The organism is Microbaculum marinisediminis, assembly GCF_025397915.1.
Lineage (GTDB): Bacteria > Pseudomonadota > Alphaproteobacteria > Rhizobiales > Tepidamorphaceae > Microbaculum > Microbaculum marinisediminis.
In genome coordinates, this window is record NZ_JALIDZ010000010.1 from 126,494 (window position 1) to 141,372 (window position 14,879).

At 65.4% G+C, this 14,879-nt stretch carries 13 protein-coding genes; 11 read left to right on the forward strand and 2 right to left on the reverse strand.

Features of this window, described 5'->3' with window-relative positions; translation table 11 throughout:
• The first annotated feature begins 1 nt into the window (after position 1).
• The 4 genes from MUB46_RS19840 (at position 2) to MUB46_RS19855 (ending at position 6,449) form a co-directional block, all read left to right on the forward strand.
• Positions 2-274 (forward strand): sarcosine oxidase subunit delta, encoded by a 273-nt coding sequence (locus tag MUB46_RS19840; RefSeq protein WP_261617699.1) that lies wholly within the window; start codon positions 2-4, stop codon positions 272-274.
• Entirely contained in the window at positions 271-3,270 is a 3,000-nt protein-coding gene (locus MUB46_RS19845) for a sarcosine oxidase subunit alpha family protein (protein ID WP_261617700.1), read from the forward strand. The genes MUB46_RS19840 and MUB46_RS19845 overlap by 4 nt, the downstream gene beginning before the upstream one ends.
• Positions 3,263-3,838, forward strand: coding sequence for a sarcosine oxidase subunit gamma (locus MUB46_RS19850; RefSeq protein WP_261617701.1), 576 nt, complete (start codon positions 3,263-3,265; stop codon positions 3,836-3,838). Before MUB46_RS19845 ends, MUB46_RS19850 begins: the two co-directional genes overlap by 8 nt.
• Positions 3,839-4,022: 184 nt before the next feature.
• Positions 4,023-6,449 carry a mechanosensitive ion channel family protein gene (locus MUB46_RS19855; RefSeq protein ID WP_261617702.1) on the forward strand — a complete coding sequence of 809 codons (2,427 nt, stop codon included), beginning with the start codon at positions 4,023-4,025 and terminating at the stop codon, positions 6,447-6,449.
• 36 nt (positions 6,450-6,485) lie between these two features.
• Here MUB46_RS19855 and MUB46_RS19860 read toward each other — a convergent pair whose 3' ends face one another.
• Positions 6,486-6,836 carry a transmembrane 220 family protein gene (locus MUB46_RS19860; RefSeq protein ID WP_261617703.1) on the reverse strand — a complete coding sequence of 117 codons (351 nt, stop codon included), beginning with the start codon at positions 6,834-6,836 and terminating at the stop codon, positions 6,486-6,488.
• Positions 6,837-6,970: 134 nt separating this feature from the next.
• Between MUB46_RS19860 and MUB46_RS19865 the strand changes: the two genes are divergently transcribed.
• The 3 genes from MUB46_RS19865 to MUB46_RS19875 are packed head-to-tail and all read left to right on the forward strand — an operon-like array spanning position 6,971 to position 10,238.
• Entirely contained in the window at positions 6,971-8,173 is a 1,203-nt protein-coding gene (locus tag MUB46_RS19865; protein WP_261617704.1) for a 3-dehydroquinate synthase, read from the forward strand.
• A complete protein-coding gene (gene eboE, locus MUB46_RS19870; RefSeq protein WP_261617705.1) occupies positions 8,173-9,375 on the forward strand; it encodes a metabolite traffic protein EboE in 1,203 nt (400 codons plus the stop codon). The genes MUB46_RS19865 and eboE overlap by 1 nt, the downstream gene beginning before the upstream one ends.
• Positions 9,372-10,238, forward strand: a complete 867-nt coding sequence (locus MUB46_RS19875; RefSeq protein WP_261617706.1) for a UbiA family prenyltransferase — start codon at positions 9,372-9,374, stop codon at positions 10,236-10,238. The genes eboE and MUB46_RS19875 overlap by 4 nt, the downstream gene beginning before the upstream one ends.
• 6 nt (positions 10,239-10,244) lie before the next feature.
• Here MUB46_RS19875 and MUB46_RS19880 read toward each other — a convergent pair whose 3' ends face one another.
• Positions 10,245-11,627: an alkaline phosphatase family protein gene (locus tag MUB46_RS19880; protein ID WP_261617707.1), complete on the reverse strand. Its 1,383-nt coding sequence runs from the start codon at positions 11,625-11,627 to the stop codon at positions 10,245-10,247.
• Between the two features lie 137 nt (positions 11,628-11,764).
• Here MUB46_RS19880 and MUB46_RS19885 point away from each other — a divergent pair, with 137 nt between their 5' ends.
• The 4 genes from MUB46_RS19885 to MUB46_RS19900 all read left to right on the forward strand — a co-directional run bounded on the left by MUB46_RS19885 (position 11,765) and on the right by MUB46_RS19900 (position 14,879).
• Positions 11,765-12,625, forward strand: a complete 861-nt coding sequence (locus MUB46_RS19885; RefSeq protein WP_261617708.1) for an EboA domain-containing protein — start codon at positions 11,765-11,767, stop codon at positions 12,623-12,625.
• A 72-nt stretch (positions 12,626-12,697) separates the two neighbouring features.
• Complete coding sequence (locus MUB46_RS19890; protein ID WP_261617709.1) at positions 12,698-13,624, forward strand: TatD family hydrolase; 927 nt, start codon at positions 12,698-12,700, stop codon at positions 13,622-13,624.
• A complete protein-coding gene (locus tag MUB46_RS19895) occupies positions 13,621-14,295 on the forward strand; it encodes a TVP38/TMEM64 family protein (RefSeq protein WP_261617710.1) in 675 nt (224 codons plus the stop codon). The genes MUB46_RS19890 and MUB46_RS19895 overlap by 4 nt, the downstream gene beginning before the upstream one ends.
• Positions 14,292-14,879, forward strand: coding sequence for an isopentenyl-diphosphate Delta-isomerase (locus tag MUB46_RS19900; protein ID WP_261617711.1), 588 nt, complete (start codon positions 14,292-14,294; stop codon positions 14,877-14,879). Before MUB46_RS19895 ends, MUB46_RS19900 begins: the two co-directional genes overlap by 4 nt.

Sequence of the window (14,879 nt, forward strand, 5' to 3'; positions counted from 1 at the left end):
GATGCGCATCACCTGTCCGGTTTGCGGCGAACGCAGCGTGGCGGAGTTCGCCTACGAGGGCGATGCGACGCTCCCGCGTCCGGCCCTCGACGCCTCCGCCGAAGACTGGTGCGTCGCTGTCTATGAACGCGAGAACCCGCGCGGGCCACACGCCGAATACTGGCAGCACGCCCAGGGCTGCCGCTCCTGGCTCAAGGTCGAGCGCGATACGCTGACCCACGCGATCCTCGGCGTGACGCTGCTCGGCCGGTTTTCCGGCAGGACGGGCGAATGAGCGGCTACCGGCTTCCATCCGGTGGCGCGCTGATCGACCGCGACCGGCCGCTGGCCTTCACCTTCGACGGCAGGGTGATGCGCGGCCTGGACGGCGATACCGTCGCTTCGGCATTGATCGCGTCCGGGACGCGCGTCGTCGGTCGCAGCTTCAAGTATCACCGCCCGCGCGGCATCGTCTCCTGCGGCGTCGAGGAACCGAACGCGCTGCTGACAATCGGGCAGGGCGCGCGTGCCGAGCCGAACGTGCGCGCGACCGTCGCCGAGCTGTACGACGGCCTGGTCGCCACCAGCCAGAACAGGTGGCCGGGCCTAGCGTTCGACGTGCTCGCGCTCAACGGTCTGCTGTCGCCCATCTTCACCGCAGGCTTCTACTATAAGACCTTCATGGGGCCGACGCGCGGGGCGTGGCGCTTCTACGAGCATTTCATCCGCCGCGCCGCAGGCATGGGAAAGGCGAGCCGTAAGCCCGATCCGGACCGCTACGAGAAGTCCCATCTGTTCTGCGACGTGCTGGTGGTCGGCGGCGGCGCGGCGGGACTCTCCGCCGCGCTCGCTGTGGCAGGGTCCGGGGCCCGTGTCGTGCTCGCCGACGAAGGGACCGAGCCCGGCGGCTGGTTGTTCGCCGAGACGGCGAGGATCAACGGATTGCCGGCTGGCCAGTGGGCCAGGGCGACGGTGACGGCGCTCGCCGCCTTTCCCAACGTTCGGGTGATGCCGCGCACCACCGTCTACGGCTACTACGACCAGAACCAGCTTGGCGCCGTCGAGCGCGTGACGGACCATATGGCGAGCAGGCCCGCGCACCTGCCGCGTCATCGCCACTGGACGATCCGCGCGGCGCAGGTCGTTCTCGCGACCGGCGCGTTCGAGCAACCGGTCCTCGTCGACGGGAATGATGTCCCCGGCGTCATGCTCGCCGGCGCAGTCGGGCGCTACGCCCATGCCTATGGAGTAGGCGCGGGCCGAAGCGTCGTCTTCTTCGGTGGCCATGACGGCATCTGGGAAACCGCGCTGGCGGCGGCGGAAGCAGGCGTGGGTGTCGCCGCGATCGTCGATCCGCGCGACAACGCGCCCGCCGATCTTGCATCGCAGGCCGAGAAATCCGGGATTGCGGCGCGAACCGGGGCCGCCGTCGTCCGCGTCGCCGGTTCCAGAGGCGTATCCCGCGTCGAGATCGCAGCCGTCGACGGCGAGGGCCGCATCGCCGGCAAGGTCGAAACGCTGCCCGCGGATGTCTGCGCGACGAGTGCCGGCTGGATGCCGGCCGTCCATTTGCACAGCCAGGCGGGATCGCGGCCGGTCTACGACGAGGGGCGGGACATCTTCCTGCCCGGCGAGCCGCGCGAGCGCTGGCGCTCGGCCGGCGCCTGCCAAGGTGTTTTCAGCCTCGCCGCCTGTCTCCAGGACGGTGCCAAGGCCGGACGCGACGCCGCCATCGCGGCGGGTTTCGACGTGGAGGCGGACGCACCTGCCGAAACAGAGCCTCCGCGAAAGGACAGCGCCCCGCTTTCCTTGCGTGTCGTGGAAAGCCCGCGCGGCATCAAGGCCAAGATCTTTGTCGACCAGCAGCATGACGTGACCGCCTCGGACGTCAGGCTCGCGCACCGGGAGGGCTACCGCTCGGTCGAGCACCTGAAACGCTACACGACGCTCGGCATGGCGACGGACCAGGGCAAGACCTCCAACGTCGCCGGGCTGGCGATGATGGCGGCATTGCGCGGCGAGGCGATCGGCGCCGTCGGCACCACGACCTTTCGCCCGCCTTACACGCCTGTCAGCCTCGGCGCGCTCGGCGGCCGCGAAGCCGGGCACCATATCCGCCCGGTGCGCAAGACGCCAATGCACGACTGGCACCTGGCGAATGGCGCAACGATGATCCCGGCCGGCATGTGGCTTCGTCCACGCGCCTACTTTCGACCCGGCGAAACCCTGGAGCAGGCCTATGTCCGCGAGGCCCGCGCCGTGCGCGACAGCGTCGGCATCGCCGACGTGTCGACGCTCGGCAAGATCGACGTGCAGGGCCCCGACGCCGCCGAGTTCCTGGACCGCGTCTACACGAACACGTTTTCCACGCTGGCTGTCAGCAAGGCACGCTATGGGCTGATGCTGCGCGACGACGGCATCCTGTTCGATGACGGCACGAGCTGGCGGCTTTCAGACTCCCGGTTCCTGATGACCACCACGACGGCGAATGCCGGCGCGGTCATGCAGAAACTCGAGTTCCTGCTCGCAGCCGTGTGGCCCGCGTTGAAAGTGAACCTCACGTCTGTGACCGACGTCTGGGCAAGTGTCGCCCTGTCGGGGCCGAACGCACGGGCGGTGCTGTCGCGTATCGTTTCGGACGCCGACACATCCGACGAGGGTCTGCCTCATCTCGGCGTCCGCAAGGCCACGATACTCGGCTGGCCGGGTATGGTCGCGCGGCTGTCCTTCTCCGGCGAGCTCGCCTACGAGGTCTATGTCCCGGCCCGTTTCGGAACGGCGCTGTGGGAAGCCCTGCTTCAGGCCGGCAAGGATTTCGGGATCACGCCCTATGGCCTGGAAGCGCTGGGCACGTTGCGCATCGAGAAAGGCCACGTCGCCGGTTCCGAGATAGATGGCCGCACGACCGCCGCCGACCTGGGCCTGTCGGGTATGCTGTCGAAGAAGAAGGACTTCATCGGCAAGGCGATGGCGAACCGGCCCGGTCTCCTCGGCGATGGGCGTCGGGTTCTCGTCGGCCTCGTGTCGCCCAACCGGCAGAGCATTCCGAACGGCGCGCAGATTGTCCGTGGCTCCCGGCCGAACGAGCCGGAACGCAGCCTCGGCCACGTGACCGCCAATGCCTACAGCCCCGCGCTGGAGCAGTATATCGCGCTGGCACTGGTCGAGAACGGCCGGGAAATGTTGGGTGCGACCCTTTACGCGGCCGACCCCGTTCGCGGCCGCCATCTGCCGGTAGAGGTCCGCGATCCGCGGTTTTACGACCCGGACGGGAGCAGGATGCATGTCTGAGCGCTTCCCGCTTGCTTCGCTCGCCGTTCCCGGCACGGGAAGTCCGGTTGACGGCACCGCCGCAATCACGCTGTCCGAGCGCAGACCGGGCACCATCGCGGATATCGCGATCTGGGACGAAGCAACGGACATTGCCGCCACATTGGGCATTTTTGCAATTCCCGCACCTGGCGGCGTGGTCGCCGGTCCCGGCCTTGTCTGCCTCTCGACCGCGCCCGGTCGTATGACCGCGATCGCTCAGGCCGCTGGTCTCGCTGACCGCCTGGAGGCGGGGATTCCCCTCGACGACGGTACGGTCGTGGACCAGACCCACGGGCGCGCCGGCTTGCGCATTTCCGGCGATCCGGCCGCAACGCTGATCCAGAAAGGCGTCTCGTTCGATATTTCCCGGTTCGCGCCGATGTCGGCAACGAATGCCGGCATCCACCATATGGGCGCCACCATCATCCGCCTCGCTGACGATACATTCGACGTGTTCGCCACGACGAGCCTGGCGAATTCACTATGGGACTGGGTCACGGACGCCGCCGTCGAATACGGCTGGAGGGTAGGGGTGTCGGTCCCATAGACGCGCCCGTTTGAGCAGGCACTCGCAATTGCCATAAGGCGTCAATGCCTAGGGATTGGCCAATTGCATCTTACGTCGCGCGAGTCGCTGTTGTAGTTGTACAAACAAGCGCCACGATTCCTAAGATAGGCGCCCTGGTATTTGATTTATTCGCATTTTTACGAGGCGCGGGAGGTCTGATCCGATGGTCACGCTTGGCAAGGTAAGCCGGTTGTTCCTTGGCAGATTGGTGCCCGCGGCGATTTTTTTCGCTTTCCTGCTCGCCACACCGGCTCTCGTGTCCGCCCAGGACGCCGCCAACACTGACGCGAACGCCAGTCAGACAGTGGCCGACGAGCTCGCGCCGCTCTCGGTCAACGAACGGCAAGCCCTGGTCGGTCGCCTGACGGATGCACAGGTGAGGGATCTGCTTCTCTACTATCTCAAGGTTTCAGCCCCGGCCGGCGCGGACGAGGGGCAGACAACGGCCGTACTTTCGGTCGCCGCCCTCAAGTCAAATATCACCCGTCTTCGCGACAACCTGGCGGCCGTGCTTTCCCGGTTCGACGACCTGGTCGACCAATATGTCGGCCATATGGAGCAGAAGCTGGGGATTACGGTAGGCGCCGGCGGCGTGTGGTTCGTTATCCGGTTCCTCGTATTCTTTGTCGCGGTCGGCGCCGCCGTCGAGTACGCCTATCGGTTCGTTACCCGCAAGATGGTGGAGCGCTACGAGGCAGCACCTGCCGACACTGAACGGCAAAAGCTGACTCACGCGGGTGGACAGCTCCTCCATGGTCTCGGCGCGATCGTCGCGTTCGCGGTCGGCTACGTCGGCATATTCTTCACGGTCTGGGACGGGGATCTGGTCCGCCGCGACTTCGTCGTCGTGGTCCTGCTGGCAATCCTCATCACCCGCATTTCGGTCGCGATCGTCCGGTTCATCTTCCTGCCCAAGCATCCAGGCTGGCGCATCATGCCGGTCGACGACGAGGCCGCCGCCCATTTTGTTCGCGGCACGCGCCGGCAGCTGACGCTGGGCACGACCCTTCTGTTGCTCGCGACACTCGGCCTGATGTGGGAGGTGGATCACGACGTCTGGCGGCTTTGGGCACTCCTCAGTGCGATCATCTTCACCGCCTCGGTGTGCGTGTTCATAACCCGGTATCGCAATCACCTCTTGCGCGCCGTCGAAACCGCGATCAAGGACGGATCGGTACCGCGCTGGGCCGAGGATGCCGCCGGATGGAGCTGGTTCACCTTGGCCCTCAGCTACGTGATCGTGGCATTCCTGATCGGGATCTATGACCTGCTTCTGGGGATCGGCTTCGATCCGGTCGACGCCGCAATCGGTTTCTTCATCCTGTTCGTGCTCAATCCGTACGTCACCGCCGTGGCGACAGGCATTTTGGCACCTGACACGCCGGTATCCGTGAAGGCGAAGCCGGTTGTCTACGTCACCGATCCGGATGACGGAGAGCGGGTGAAGACGTCGATCGACGCGCAGCCGGCCGAGGCGCCGGGAGACGCCGACGAGGCGATAGAGGCTGCCGTCGAGTCCTCGCCCGCCGTCATGCACGACCGGCGCGTGCTCAAACGGGTGATTTCGATCACCGTCCTGATCCTGTCGCTTGCCGCCTTCGCCATGGTGATCGGCGTAAACGTCTTCTCGAAGACGCAGGAATATCCGATCGCCCAGTTCGTGCTGCGCGTCCTCCTGAACGTCGGCATCATCGCTCTGCTCGGCTACATCGGCTGGTCGTTCGTGGCGAGCTGGATCGACCGCAAGCTGGCCGAGGAACGGGTCAAGTCGCCGGAGCCCGAAGAGCACGGCGAAGGGCCGATGATGTCGAGCGGGACGCGACTGCAGACGATCCTGCCGATCGTCCGCAAGTTCGTTCAGATCTCGATCGCGGTCATGGCCGTCATGGTGATCCTGGCGTCGATGGGCGTGAACATCGCGCCGTTGATCGCGGGGGCGGGCGTCATCGGGCTTGCCGTGGGTTTCGGCGCCCAGACCCTGGTCAAGGATCTGATCTCCGGCCTGTTCTTCCTGATGGACGACGCCTTCCGCATCGGCGAGTACATCGAATGCGGCGACGTGGCCGGAACGGTCGAGAAGTTCAATGCCCGCTCGCTTGTGCTGCGTGGCTATCTCGGGGCGGTCTACACGGTGCCCTACGGCGATCTCGGCAAGGTCACCAACTACAGCCGCGACTGGGTGATCATGAAGCTGCGTTTCCGCGTGCCCTACGACACCGACATCGACCTGGTCCGCAAGATCTTCAAGAAGATCGGCCAGGAGATGCTCGAGGATCCGGAACTCGGCCCGAACTTCATCCAGCCCTTCAAGTCGCAGGGTGTCATCAAGATGGACGACTCCGCCTTCATCGTTTCCGGCAAGTTCATGACCAAGCCCAACAAGCAGTGGGGCGTGCGCAAGGCCGTGTACGAGCAGGTGCAGCAGAAGTTCAAGGAATTCGGGATCAAGTTCGCGCCGAAGCGCGTCATCGTCGACGTCCCGCAGGCCGAAGACTTGGAAGAGCACGAAGACGACAGGCAGCAGGCGGAAGACGCAAAGCCGGCTGCCCCGACGGCCGCCGCCGCGGCGGCGGTTGCCGCGGAGAGCTAGACCATGGGCTTATAGGCGCGGGCGGTCGATCCCCGATCACCCGCGTCGCAGCAACATGGGTAGCGCCAGAATGATTAGCCCGGTGGTCATGATCATCACGCCCAGGCCCTCGCGAGCCGTCTCCTCGACCCACCAGACCTTCATGTTCCAGAAGCCCGGCATGGCCGGCCAGTAGTAGAGCGTGCCGGCGACGGCCAGGGCGACGCAGACGAGCAGGGCCGCCCGGCCGATCCCCTGATGCACGATCGCCGGGCGCCAGGCGGCCAGCCCCGCCAGGATCGCCGGTACACCGTAGATCAGCATCCACAGGGAGCCGTCCGGGTCGTTGTACTGAACGCCCACGAACAAGAGCATGAGCGTACAGATGATGCCGTAGACGATCCGCATGGAATTCCTCCCCTTTCGGCCAATCAGTTACGCCGACGACGACCATTGAGCCGTTATTTGATCTGGCATAACGTATTCATAACCGGGCGCGAAGGCCACAAAGAACAAGGGCGGCAAGTAGGGAGAGACGGCGTATGGGACGGGATGGATCGGGCCTGATCGTTACGCCGGACACGCATACCTACGAGCAGAACTTCTCGGTCACGTTCCGCTATCCGGTGGTATTCACGAGCGGGCTGTTCGATCCGGCCAATCCCGTGTTGGCGGATACGCTGTCTCGCCAAGAACCCGGCAAGCGCCACCGTTGCATCGTCTTCCTCGATGACGGCCTTTTCGCCGCATGTCCAGCGATCTCGGACGATATCGTCGCCTATGCCGCCCACCATGGCGACCGCATCGATCTCGTGGCCAAGCCGTTTCCGGTACCCGGTGGTGAGCGCATCAAGGTAGACCTGCATTTCGTCGAGCAGATCCAACAGACCTTGTTCGACCACCATATCGACCGCCATTCCTACGTTCTGGCAATCGGCGGCGGCGCCGTGCTCGACGCGGTCGGGCTCGTCTCCACCACCACCCATCGCGGCGTACGCCATATCCGCGTACCCACCACGGTGTTGTCGCAGAACGACTCCGGTGTCGGCGTGAAGAACGGCGTGAACCTGAATGGCGTGAAGAATTTCGTCGGCACCTTCGCGCCACCGTTCGCCGTGCTCAACGATCTCGATTTCGTCGAAGGGTTGCCGGATCGCGAGAAGATCGCCGGCATGGCCGAGGCGGTGAAGGTGGCGCTGATCCGCGACGGGGCGTTCTTCGAATGGCTCGAACGCCATTGCGACGATCTCGTCGTCTTCGAGCGCGCCGCCATGTCCCATATGATCCGGCGCTGCGCGGAACTGCACATGATCCAGATCGCAAAGGGCGGAGATCCGTTCGAGACAGGCAGCGCACGGCCGCTGGATTTCGGCCACTGGGCGGCGCATCGGCTCGAGACGATGACCCGCTATCATCTGCGCCACGGCGAAGCGGTAGCGATCGGCATCGCGCTCGACACCCGATACTCGGTACTTGCCGGCATGCTGACGCCCGGAACCGAGGTGCGAGTCGCCTGTCTGCTGGAACAGCTCGGCTTCCGTCTCTGGCATCCCGCGCTCGACAAACGCAATGCCGAGGACGGCCACGTCGTGATCGACGGCCTGCGCGAATTCCAGGAGCATCTGGGCGGCGAGTTGACGATCACGCTGCTCGAGGATGTCGGCGTCGGCGTCGAAGTGCACGAGATGGATCATGCGCTGATCGCCGGCGCGATCGACTGGTTGCGCGATCGGGCCGCCGGCTGATGCGGATCGAGGGGCGCCCGGATCTCGGGCTTCTGACCTACTGCACGAACATCCATCCCGGCGAGAGTTGGCCGGCGCTTCTCTACTCGCTGCACCTGCACGTGCTCGCGGTAAAACGCATGGTCTCGCCCGATCGCCCGTTCGGCCTCGGCCTCCGGATTTCCGCGGAAGCCGCAGACGCGCTGATCCATCCGCAGGCGCTGGACGAACTACATGCCTTCCTGGCCGAAACGGACACCTACTGCTTTACCGTCAATGGCTTTCCCTACGGCTCGTTCCACGGCGCCCGGGTCAAGGAGAACGTGTACGCGCCGGATTGGTCGACCGCCGAACGGCTGACCTATACCAACCGGCTCGCGGACATACTGGCCGAGATCCTGCCGGCCGACGTCCCCATGGGCTCGATCAGCACGGTGCCTGGCAGCTTCAAGGGGTGGATGGAGGAGGAGGGAAGGCTCGACCGGATCGTCGAGAATTTCGTTTCCCACGTCGCCCATCTCGTCGACATTGAACGACGAACCGGCCGCCACATCGCCCTGGCGCTGGAACCCGAGCCATGCTGCCTGCTTGAGACAATCGAGGAGACCGTCGAATTCTTCGAGGACGGCCTGTTCGCTGGCGCCGCGCGAAAGCACCTGGCCAATGCGACCGGCCTGTCGGATGCCGATTGCGAGGCCGCGCTGCGCCGTCATATCGGCGTCTGCTACGACGTCTGTCACGCCGCCATCGAGTTCGAGGATCCTCGCCGCAGCGTCATGGCGCTGAAGGACGCCGGGATTTCGATCCCGAAGCTGCAGCTTTCTTCCGCGCTTCGCATCCATCGCATGGACGATGGCATGGCGGCCGCGCTGATGCCCTTCGACGAAACGACCTACCTGCATCAGGTCGTCGAGCGGACCCCGGGAGGGCTCGTCCGCTATCTCGATCTGCCCGAGGCCCTGGCGAAGAGCGACAGGGCCGCCGGGCACGAGTGGCGTGTGCATTTCCACGTGCCGGTCTTCCTGCACGATCTCGCCGCGTTTTCGACGACGCAGGCGTTTCTCGGGGAAATCCTCGCGCTGCACCGCGAGGATCCGATTGCGCCGCATCTCGAGGTCGAGACCTATACCTGGGACGTTCTGCCCGACGAGTATCGCGCCGTTGCGGTGAGCGAGGCGATCGCCCGGGAACTCGATTGGGTGGCCGACGAGTTGCTCAGATGAACTGGCAGATCGCGCTGAGCCTGGGCCGCGTCTCCAACGTGCCGACGGTCTGGACCAACACGCTTGCGGCAATCGTCCTGGCCGGGGGAGAGGCGACCGCTTGGAGTACTCTGGCGCTGCTGCTGGCGACGTCGCTTGCCTATGTCGGCGGCATGTATCTCAACGACGCCTTCGACGCCGATATCGATGCAAGGGAGCGGCCGGAGCGGCCCATTCCGTCCGGCGCCGTTTCGCACGGGACCGTATTCGGGGCTGGCTTCGCCATGCTCGCCGGCTGCGTCGTCATTCTGGCCCTCATCGGCCTTTCGGGGATGACGGCGCTCTGGCCGGCACTCGGCGGGCTCGCGCTGTCCGCCGCCATCGTCTTCTACGACTGGTTCCACAAGGGCAATCCGCTCAGCCCCGCCTTCATGGGGCTGTGCCGGGCGCTCGTCTATGTCGCGGTCGGCCTGGCATTCACCACGGCTCTGCCGTGGCCGCTGGTCGCCGCGGCGATCGTCATGCTCTGCTACATCGTGGGCCTGACCTACGCGGCAAAGCAGGAGTCGCTCGGCCGCGTCGAGAACCTGTGGCCTCTCGCATTTCTCGCCGTGCCGTGGGTCTACGGGCTCTGGCTGTCGACGGCGATGCCGGTCGCCACCGTTTTCTTCTTCCTGTTTTCCGTGCTGATCGGCTGGGCACTGCGACTGTTGTTGCGGCGGGGGAAGGGCGACGTGCCGACCGCGGTCGTCACCCTGATCGCCGGCGTCGCCTTGCTCGATGCGATCTATCTGGCCGGGGAGGGGGCGACGGGCTGGGCGGTCGTTGCCGTCGTCCTGTTCGCGGTAACGCGGGCCGCGCAGCGCTATATTCCGGGGACCTGACCGGCATCAGCCGAAGACGTGCTCCAGAACCAGTTCCTTGAAATCGGTGGCGGCGACGGCGCCTTCCGGCAGCAGATCGCCGCGGCTGGACATGACCAGCGGCCCGTCGTTCGGATCTTCCGTCAGCCGCCCGTGCGAGCCCTTCACCAGCTTGACGTCCTTCAGCGAGATCACGTCAAGCAGGCTGCGCATCCCGATCGCCCGCTTGGCGAGCCGCCAGCCCACCGCGAGCTTCGGATGGCGGATCGCGGGATCGACGAACAGTTCGACCGGATCGTAGCCGGGCTTGCGATGGATCTCGACCAGCCGCGCGAAGTCCGGCGCGTGGTCGTCGTCGAGCCAGTAGTAGTAGCTGAACCAGCGGTCCGCGCGCGAGACGGCAACCAGTTCGCCGGACCGCTCGTGATCGAGCCCGTTCTCCCGTTTGCCATCCGCGTCCAGCACAACCTCGACGCCGTCCAGGCTTTCGAGCAGGGACTTCACCGAAGAAGTGTCGGCCGGATCGCGGACATAGACATGGGCGACCTGATGGTCGGACACCGCGAAGGCCCGCGACGCGCCGGCATCGAGCAGTTCGTGCCCGAGTTCGTCCCGCACCGCGAGCAGACCCGCCTGCCGGAACGCGCGGTTGATGTGAATGGCATCGCTCACCGGCGTGATGCCGTACTCCGACACGACGATCACTGACCGTCCGTCGCGTTCGGCCGCCGCGATCAGCCCGCCGACCACGGCGTCGACCTCTTCCAGCGACGTCTGTACCGCCGGATGGGAGAGATCGGGCCCGTAGCGCTGAATGTCGTAGTCGAGATGGGGCAGGTAGGACAGCGTCAGTGTCGGATCGCGGGTCGCCATCACATGCTCGGTCGAACCGGCGATCCACTTCGACGAAGTGATGTCCGTCGCCGGCCCCCAGAACTTGAACAAGGGGAACCGACCCAGCTTCGCGTCGAGCTCGTCCCGCAGCTGCGACGGATGGGCATAGTGGTCCGGGATCTTACGACCGTCGGCGCAGTAGATCGGCCTGGGCGTCGCGCTCCAGTCGGCCGACGAGTACATGTTGTACCACCAGAACATCTTGGCGCAGGTAAACGCGGCGTCGCGCTTTCGCCCCGCCTCCCAGATCTTCTCGCCGCCGATCAGCCGGTTCGATTGCCGCCAAAGCCATACCTCGGAGAGATCGCGGAAATACCAGCCGTTGGCGACGGCGCCGTGTCCGGACGGCATCAGCCCGGTCAGAAGCGTCGACTGCGCCGTGCATGTCACCGCCGGCAGCACGGTTGTCAGGGGGCGCATGCCACCGGAAGCGGCGAGGCGTTTGAGGTTCGGCGTGTGTTTGCCGATGAGGGACGGCGTCAGTCCGACGACGAGTACGACGAGGGTCGATTTCATAGGCGCAGGTTAATGGTGCTTGTCGGCGCGCGGCAAGGACACAGTCTTTCACCGTCCGAAACCCACCCCTATACTTCGGATCAAGGCGGCGGCCATGGCAGGTGGATCGCCGGCACAAAACGATAAACGGCACCGGTATGGGCACACCGACGGATCTACTGCACGAGTGGCTGAGCCGCCGTGTATCCGAGCAGAGCCTTGAATGGCTCGATGGGCAGCTTGGCAAGCTTCGCGATGCCAGCGGCGACCGCGATCTCGTCATCACGCTTGGCATGATCCCGCGACGCCTCGGCAAGGACGACCTGAACCTCTCCGCCGGAGACCTGGCCGCGGCTGACGCGGCACGGCCCGGGTGGGATCCAAGCCTATGGACGATAGAGACGGCGGCCCGGGTATTGGCGTTGCTCGCGTTCTCGGGGAACGAAGCCGCGTTTCTCGATGCCTACAAGGAGCTTTGCCGCTCCGCCGACGTGGCCGAAGCGATCGCGCTGTACGCCGGCCTGCCGCTCTATCCGGCACCGGAGAAACTCGTGGACCAGGCCGGCGAGGGCCTGCGCGGCAACGTCCGTGCCGTGTTCGAGGCCGTCGCCCACCGCAATCCCTATCCGCGTGAACAGTTCGACGAGAACCGTTGGAACCAGATGGTGCTGAAGGCGCTGTTCATCGGCTCGACGCTCGATCCCATCCAGGGTCTCGATGATCGCGCCAACCCGGTGCTCGCCCGCATCATGTGCGACTACGCCCACGAGCGCTGGGCCGCCGGCCGGCAGATCACGCCGGAGATCTGGCGCTGCGTGGGTCCGTTCGCCGAAGGCGACATGATCGCCGATCTGAAGCGCGTCGCGGGCAGTTCGGATCCGCAAGAACGATCCGCCGCCGCCTTGGCCCTTACCGCGAGCGGGGCGCCCGAAGCGAAAGCGATCCTTGTCGGGCTGACCGCCGAATCCGCCGCGCTCGAAGCCGGAACGCTGCGCTGGAAAGACGTCGTCCCGGCCTGACCGGGACGTCCGACTTGAACAATAGGGCTCGCGGAAAACGCCGGCCGAAAGGGAGTGGAGGAAGCGCGTACCATGATGTTCATCGATCCGCACGCCCACATGATCTCGCGTACGACGGACGACTACGAGGCCATGGCGGCCGCCGGAGTCGTCGCCTTGATCGAGCCGGCCTTCTGGCTCGGTCAGCCACGCACCTATGTCGGCAGCTATATCGACTATCTTTCGCACATCGTCGGCTTCGAACGCTTCCGCGCGGGCCAGTTCGGCATTCGCCACTACTGCACCATCGGCCTAAATTCGAAGGAGGCCAACAACCAGGAACTGGCCGAAGGCGTGATGGAGATCCTGCCGCGCTTCGCGCTGAAGGAAGCCGTCGTCGCCATTGGCGAGATCGGCTACGACGAGCAAACGGAACTGGAGGACAAGTACTTCCGCCTGCAGCTCGATCTTGCCAAGGAACTCGCGCTGCCGGTGATGATCCACACGCCCCATCGCGACAAGAAGCGCGGTACCAGCCGCTCCATGGACGTGTGCCTCGAGCACGGCCTCGACCCCGCGATGGTCGTCGTCGATCACAACAACGAGGAGACCGTTCGCGAAGTCCTGGATCGTGGCTTCTGGGCGGCGTTCTCGATCTATCCCTCGACCAAGATGGGCAATGCCCGCATGGTCGAGATCCTGCGCCAGTACGGAGCGGAGCGGATCATCGTCGATTCAGCCTGCGACTGGGGCATCTCCGATCCGCTCGGCGTGCCGAAGACAGCCAGGCTCGCCCTCGATAGCGGCGTCCCGGAGGAACACGTCCGGCTCGCCTGCTATCAGAACGCGCTCAGCGCCTATGGCCAGAGCGGACAGATAAAGGAAGACGACTGGCTCAATCCGCCCGCGATCGACCAGCGCACCCTCTACGAGGGCAATTCCGTCCTGCGCGGGGGACGCGAAGCCAGGATCGAAGAGCCCGGAGCCCAGCGGGGCATGGACAAGCTGATCATCGAATGAGGACACTCGCCACCCGTTTCGCCGGCATCGACGGAATGATCCGTCTGCTGGCCCTGTTCATCGGGCTCGCGGTCGTCGTCGCTGCCCCCTTCGCCATATGGGGAGAGCACACGGACCGCCTGTGGTCGACGGCGGCATTGGTGGAAACCGCCGGCGACAGCCTTGCTTATGCCTGGCTGATCATCATCGCGCTTCTGGTCGTCGATCTGCTGATACCGGTGCCGAACACAGCGGTTATCGCCGCGGGCGGCATCCTGTACGGCCCGTTGCTGGGGGGCGCCGTGGCAACCGTCGGCCTCGTCATGGCCGGGCTCGTCGGGTACGGCGCAAGCCGGCGGTTCGGACGTCCGGTGGCGCGCTGGCTGATCGGCGAGGATGGGGTCGAGGAAGGCGAGCGCCTGTTCGCGAATTCCGGCGGCTGGCTTGTCGCCGCCTCGCGTTGGCTGCCCATCCTGCCGGAGGTGATATCGTGCATGGCCGGCCTGGCCCGCATGCCGTTTCACCGGTTCGTCCTGGCGATGCTGAGCGGTGTAATCCCGCTTGCCTTCGCCTTCGCGACGGCAGGCTACTACGGCGCCGACCGGCCGCTTTTGACCCTCGTGCTCGCGGCCCTGCTGCCTTTGCCGGTGTGGTATGTCATTCGCAGCCTGCAGGCGAGGGCCACGCCATGACCGCGCCGCCTCGTCTCGATCCCAATGAACGAACCCGGCCGAGGCCCGCGGATGCCGATGACGTGATCGTCGCGATCGACGCAGACGGTATGCGGCGCCAGATCGGCAAGCTCGACGCCCATCTGCACAACATCCGGCACATGGCCGTCTCCATCTTCGTCTTTCGCGACGGCAAGCTGTTGCTACAGAAACGCGCGGCCGGGAAATATCACTCGCCGCATCTTTGGGCGAACACCTGCTGTTCGCATCCGCGCTGGGACGAGAGCGCGGATGATTGCGCCGACAGGCGCCTGCGCGAGGAACTCGGCTTCAGCGTCGTCCTGCAGCCATTCGGGATCGTCGAATACCAGGCACCGGTGGGCGACCTCTACGAAAACGAGATCGTGCACCGGTTTCACGGGCGCTTGCCCGCGGACGGGCCGCCCGTGGTCCCCGATCCGGAGGAAGTGGAGGAGATCGCCTGGATGAGCCTCTATGAAATCGAGACGGACATTGCCGCCCGTCCCGATGCCTACGCCCCCTGGTTCCGCATCTATATGCGGGAGCACCGGGGCGAGCTTGATGACCTCGCTGGCGCGACCTAG

What these genes read in the sequence shown, in the direction of transcription:
- MUB46_RS19840 (WP_261617699.1), top strand. Translation starts at nt 2, where the DNA reads ATGCGCATCACCTGTCCGGTTTGCGGCGAACGCAGCGTGGCGGAGTTC.
- MUB46_RS19845 (WP_261617700.1), top strand. Translation starts at nt 271, where the DNA reads ATGAGCGGCTACCGGCTTCCATCCGGTGGCGCGCTGATCGACCGCGAC.
- MUB46_RS19850 (WP_261617701.1), top strand. Translation starts at nt 3,263, where the DNA reads ATGTCTGAGCGCTTCCCGCTTGCTTCGCTCGCCGTTCCCGGCACGGGA.
- MUB46_RS19855 (WP_261617702.1), top strand. Translation starts at nt 4,023, where the DNA reads ATGGTCACGCTTGGCAAGGTAAGCCGGTTGTTCCTTGGCAGATTGGTG.
- MUB46_RS19860 (WP_261617703.1), bottom strand. Translation starts at nt 6,836, where the DNA reads ATGCGGATCGTCTACGGCATCATCTGTACGCTCATGCTCTTGTTCGTG.
- MUB46_RS19865 (WP_261617704.1), top strand. Translation starts at nt 6,971, where the DNA reads ATGGGACGGGATGGATCGGGCCTGATCGTTACGCCGGACACGCATACC.
- eboE (WP_261617705.1), top strand. Translation starts at nt 8,173, where the DNA reads ATGCGGATCGAGGGGCGCCCGGATCTCGGGCTTCTGACCTACTGCACG.
- MUB46_RS19875 (WP_261617706.1), top strand. Translation starts at nt 9,372, where the DNA reads ATGAACTGGCAGATCGCGCTGAGCCTGGGCCGCGTCTCCAACGTGCCG.
- MUB46_RS19880 (WP_261617707.1), bottom strand. Translation starts at nt 11,627, where the DNA reads ATGAAATCGACCCTCGTCGTACTCGTCGTCGGACTGACGCCGTCCCTC.
- MUB46_RS19885 (WP_261617708.1), top strand. Translation starts at nt 11,765, where the DNA reads ATGGGCACACCGACGGATCTACTGCACGAGTGGCTGAGCCGCCGTGTA.
- MUB46_RS19890 (WP_261617709.1), top strand. Translation starts at nt 12,698, where the DNA reads ATGATGTTCATCGATCCGCACGCCCACATGATCTCGCGTACGACGGAC.
- MUB46_RS19895 (WP_261617710.1), top strand. Translation starts at nt 13,621, where the DNA reads ATGAGGACACTCGCCACCCGTTTCGCCGGCATCGACGGAATGATCCGT.
- MUB46_RS19900 (WP_261617711.1), top strand. Translation starts at nt 14,292, where the DNA reads ATGACCGCGCCGCCTCGTCTCGATCCCAATGAACGAACCCGGCCGAGG.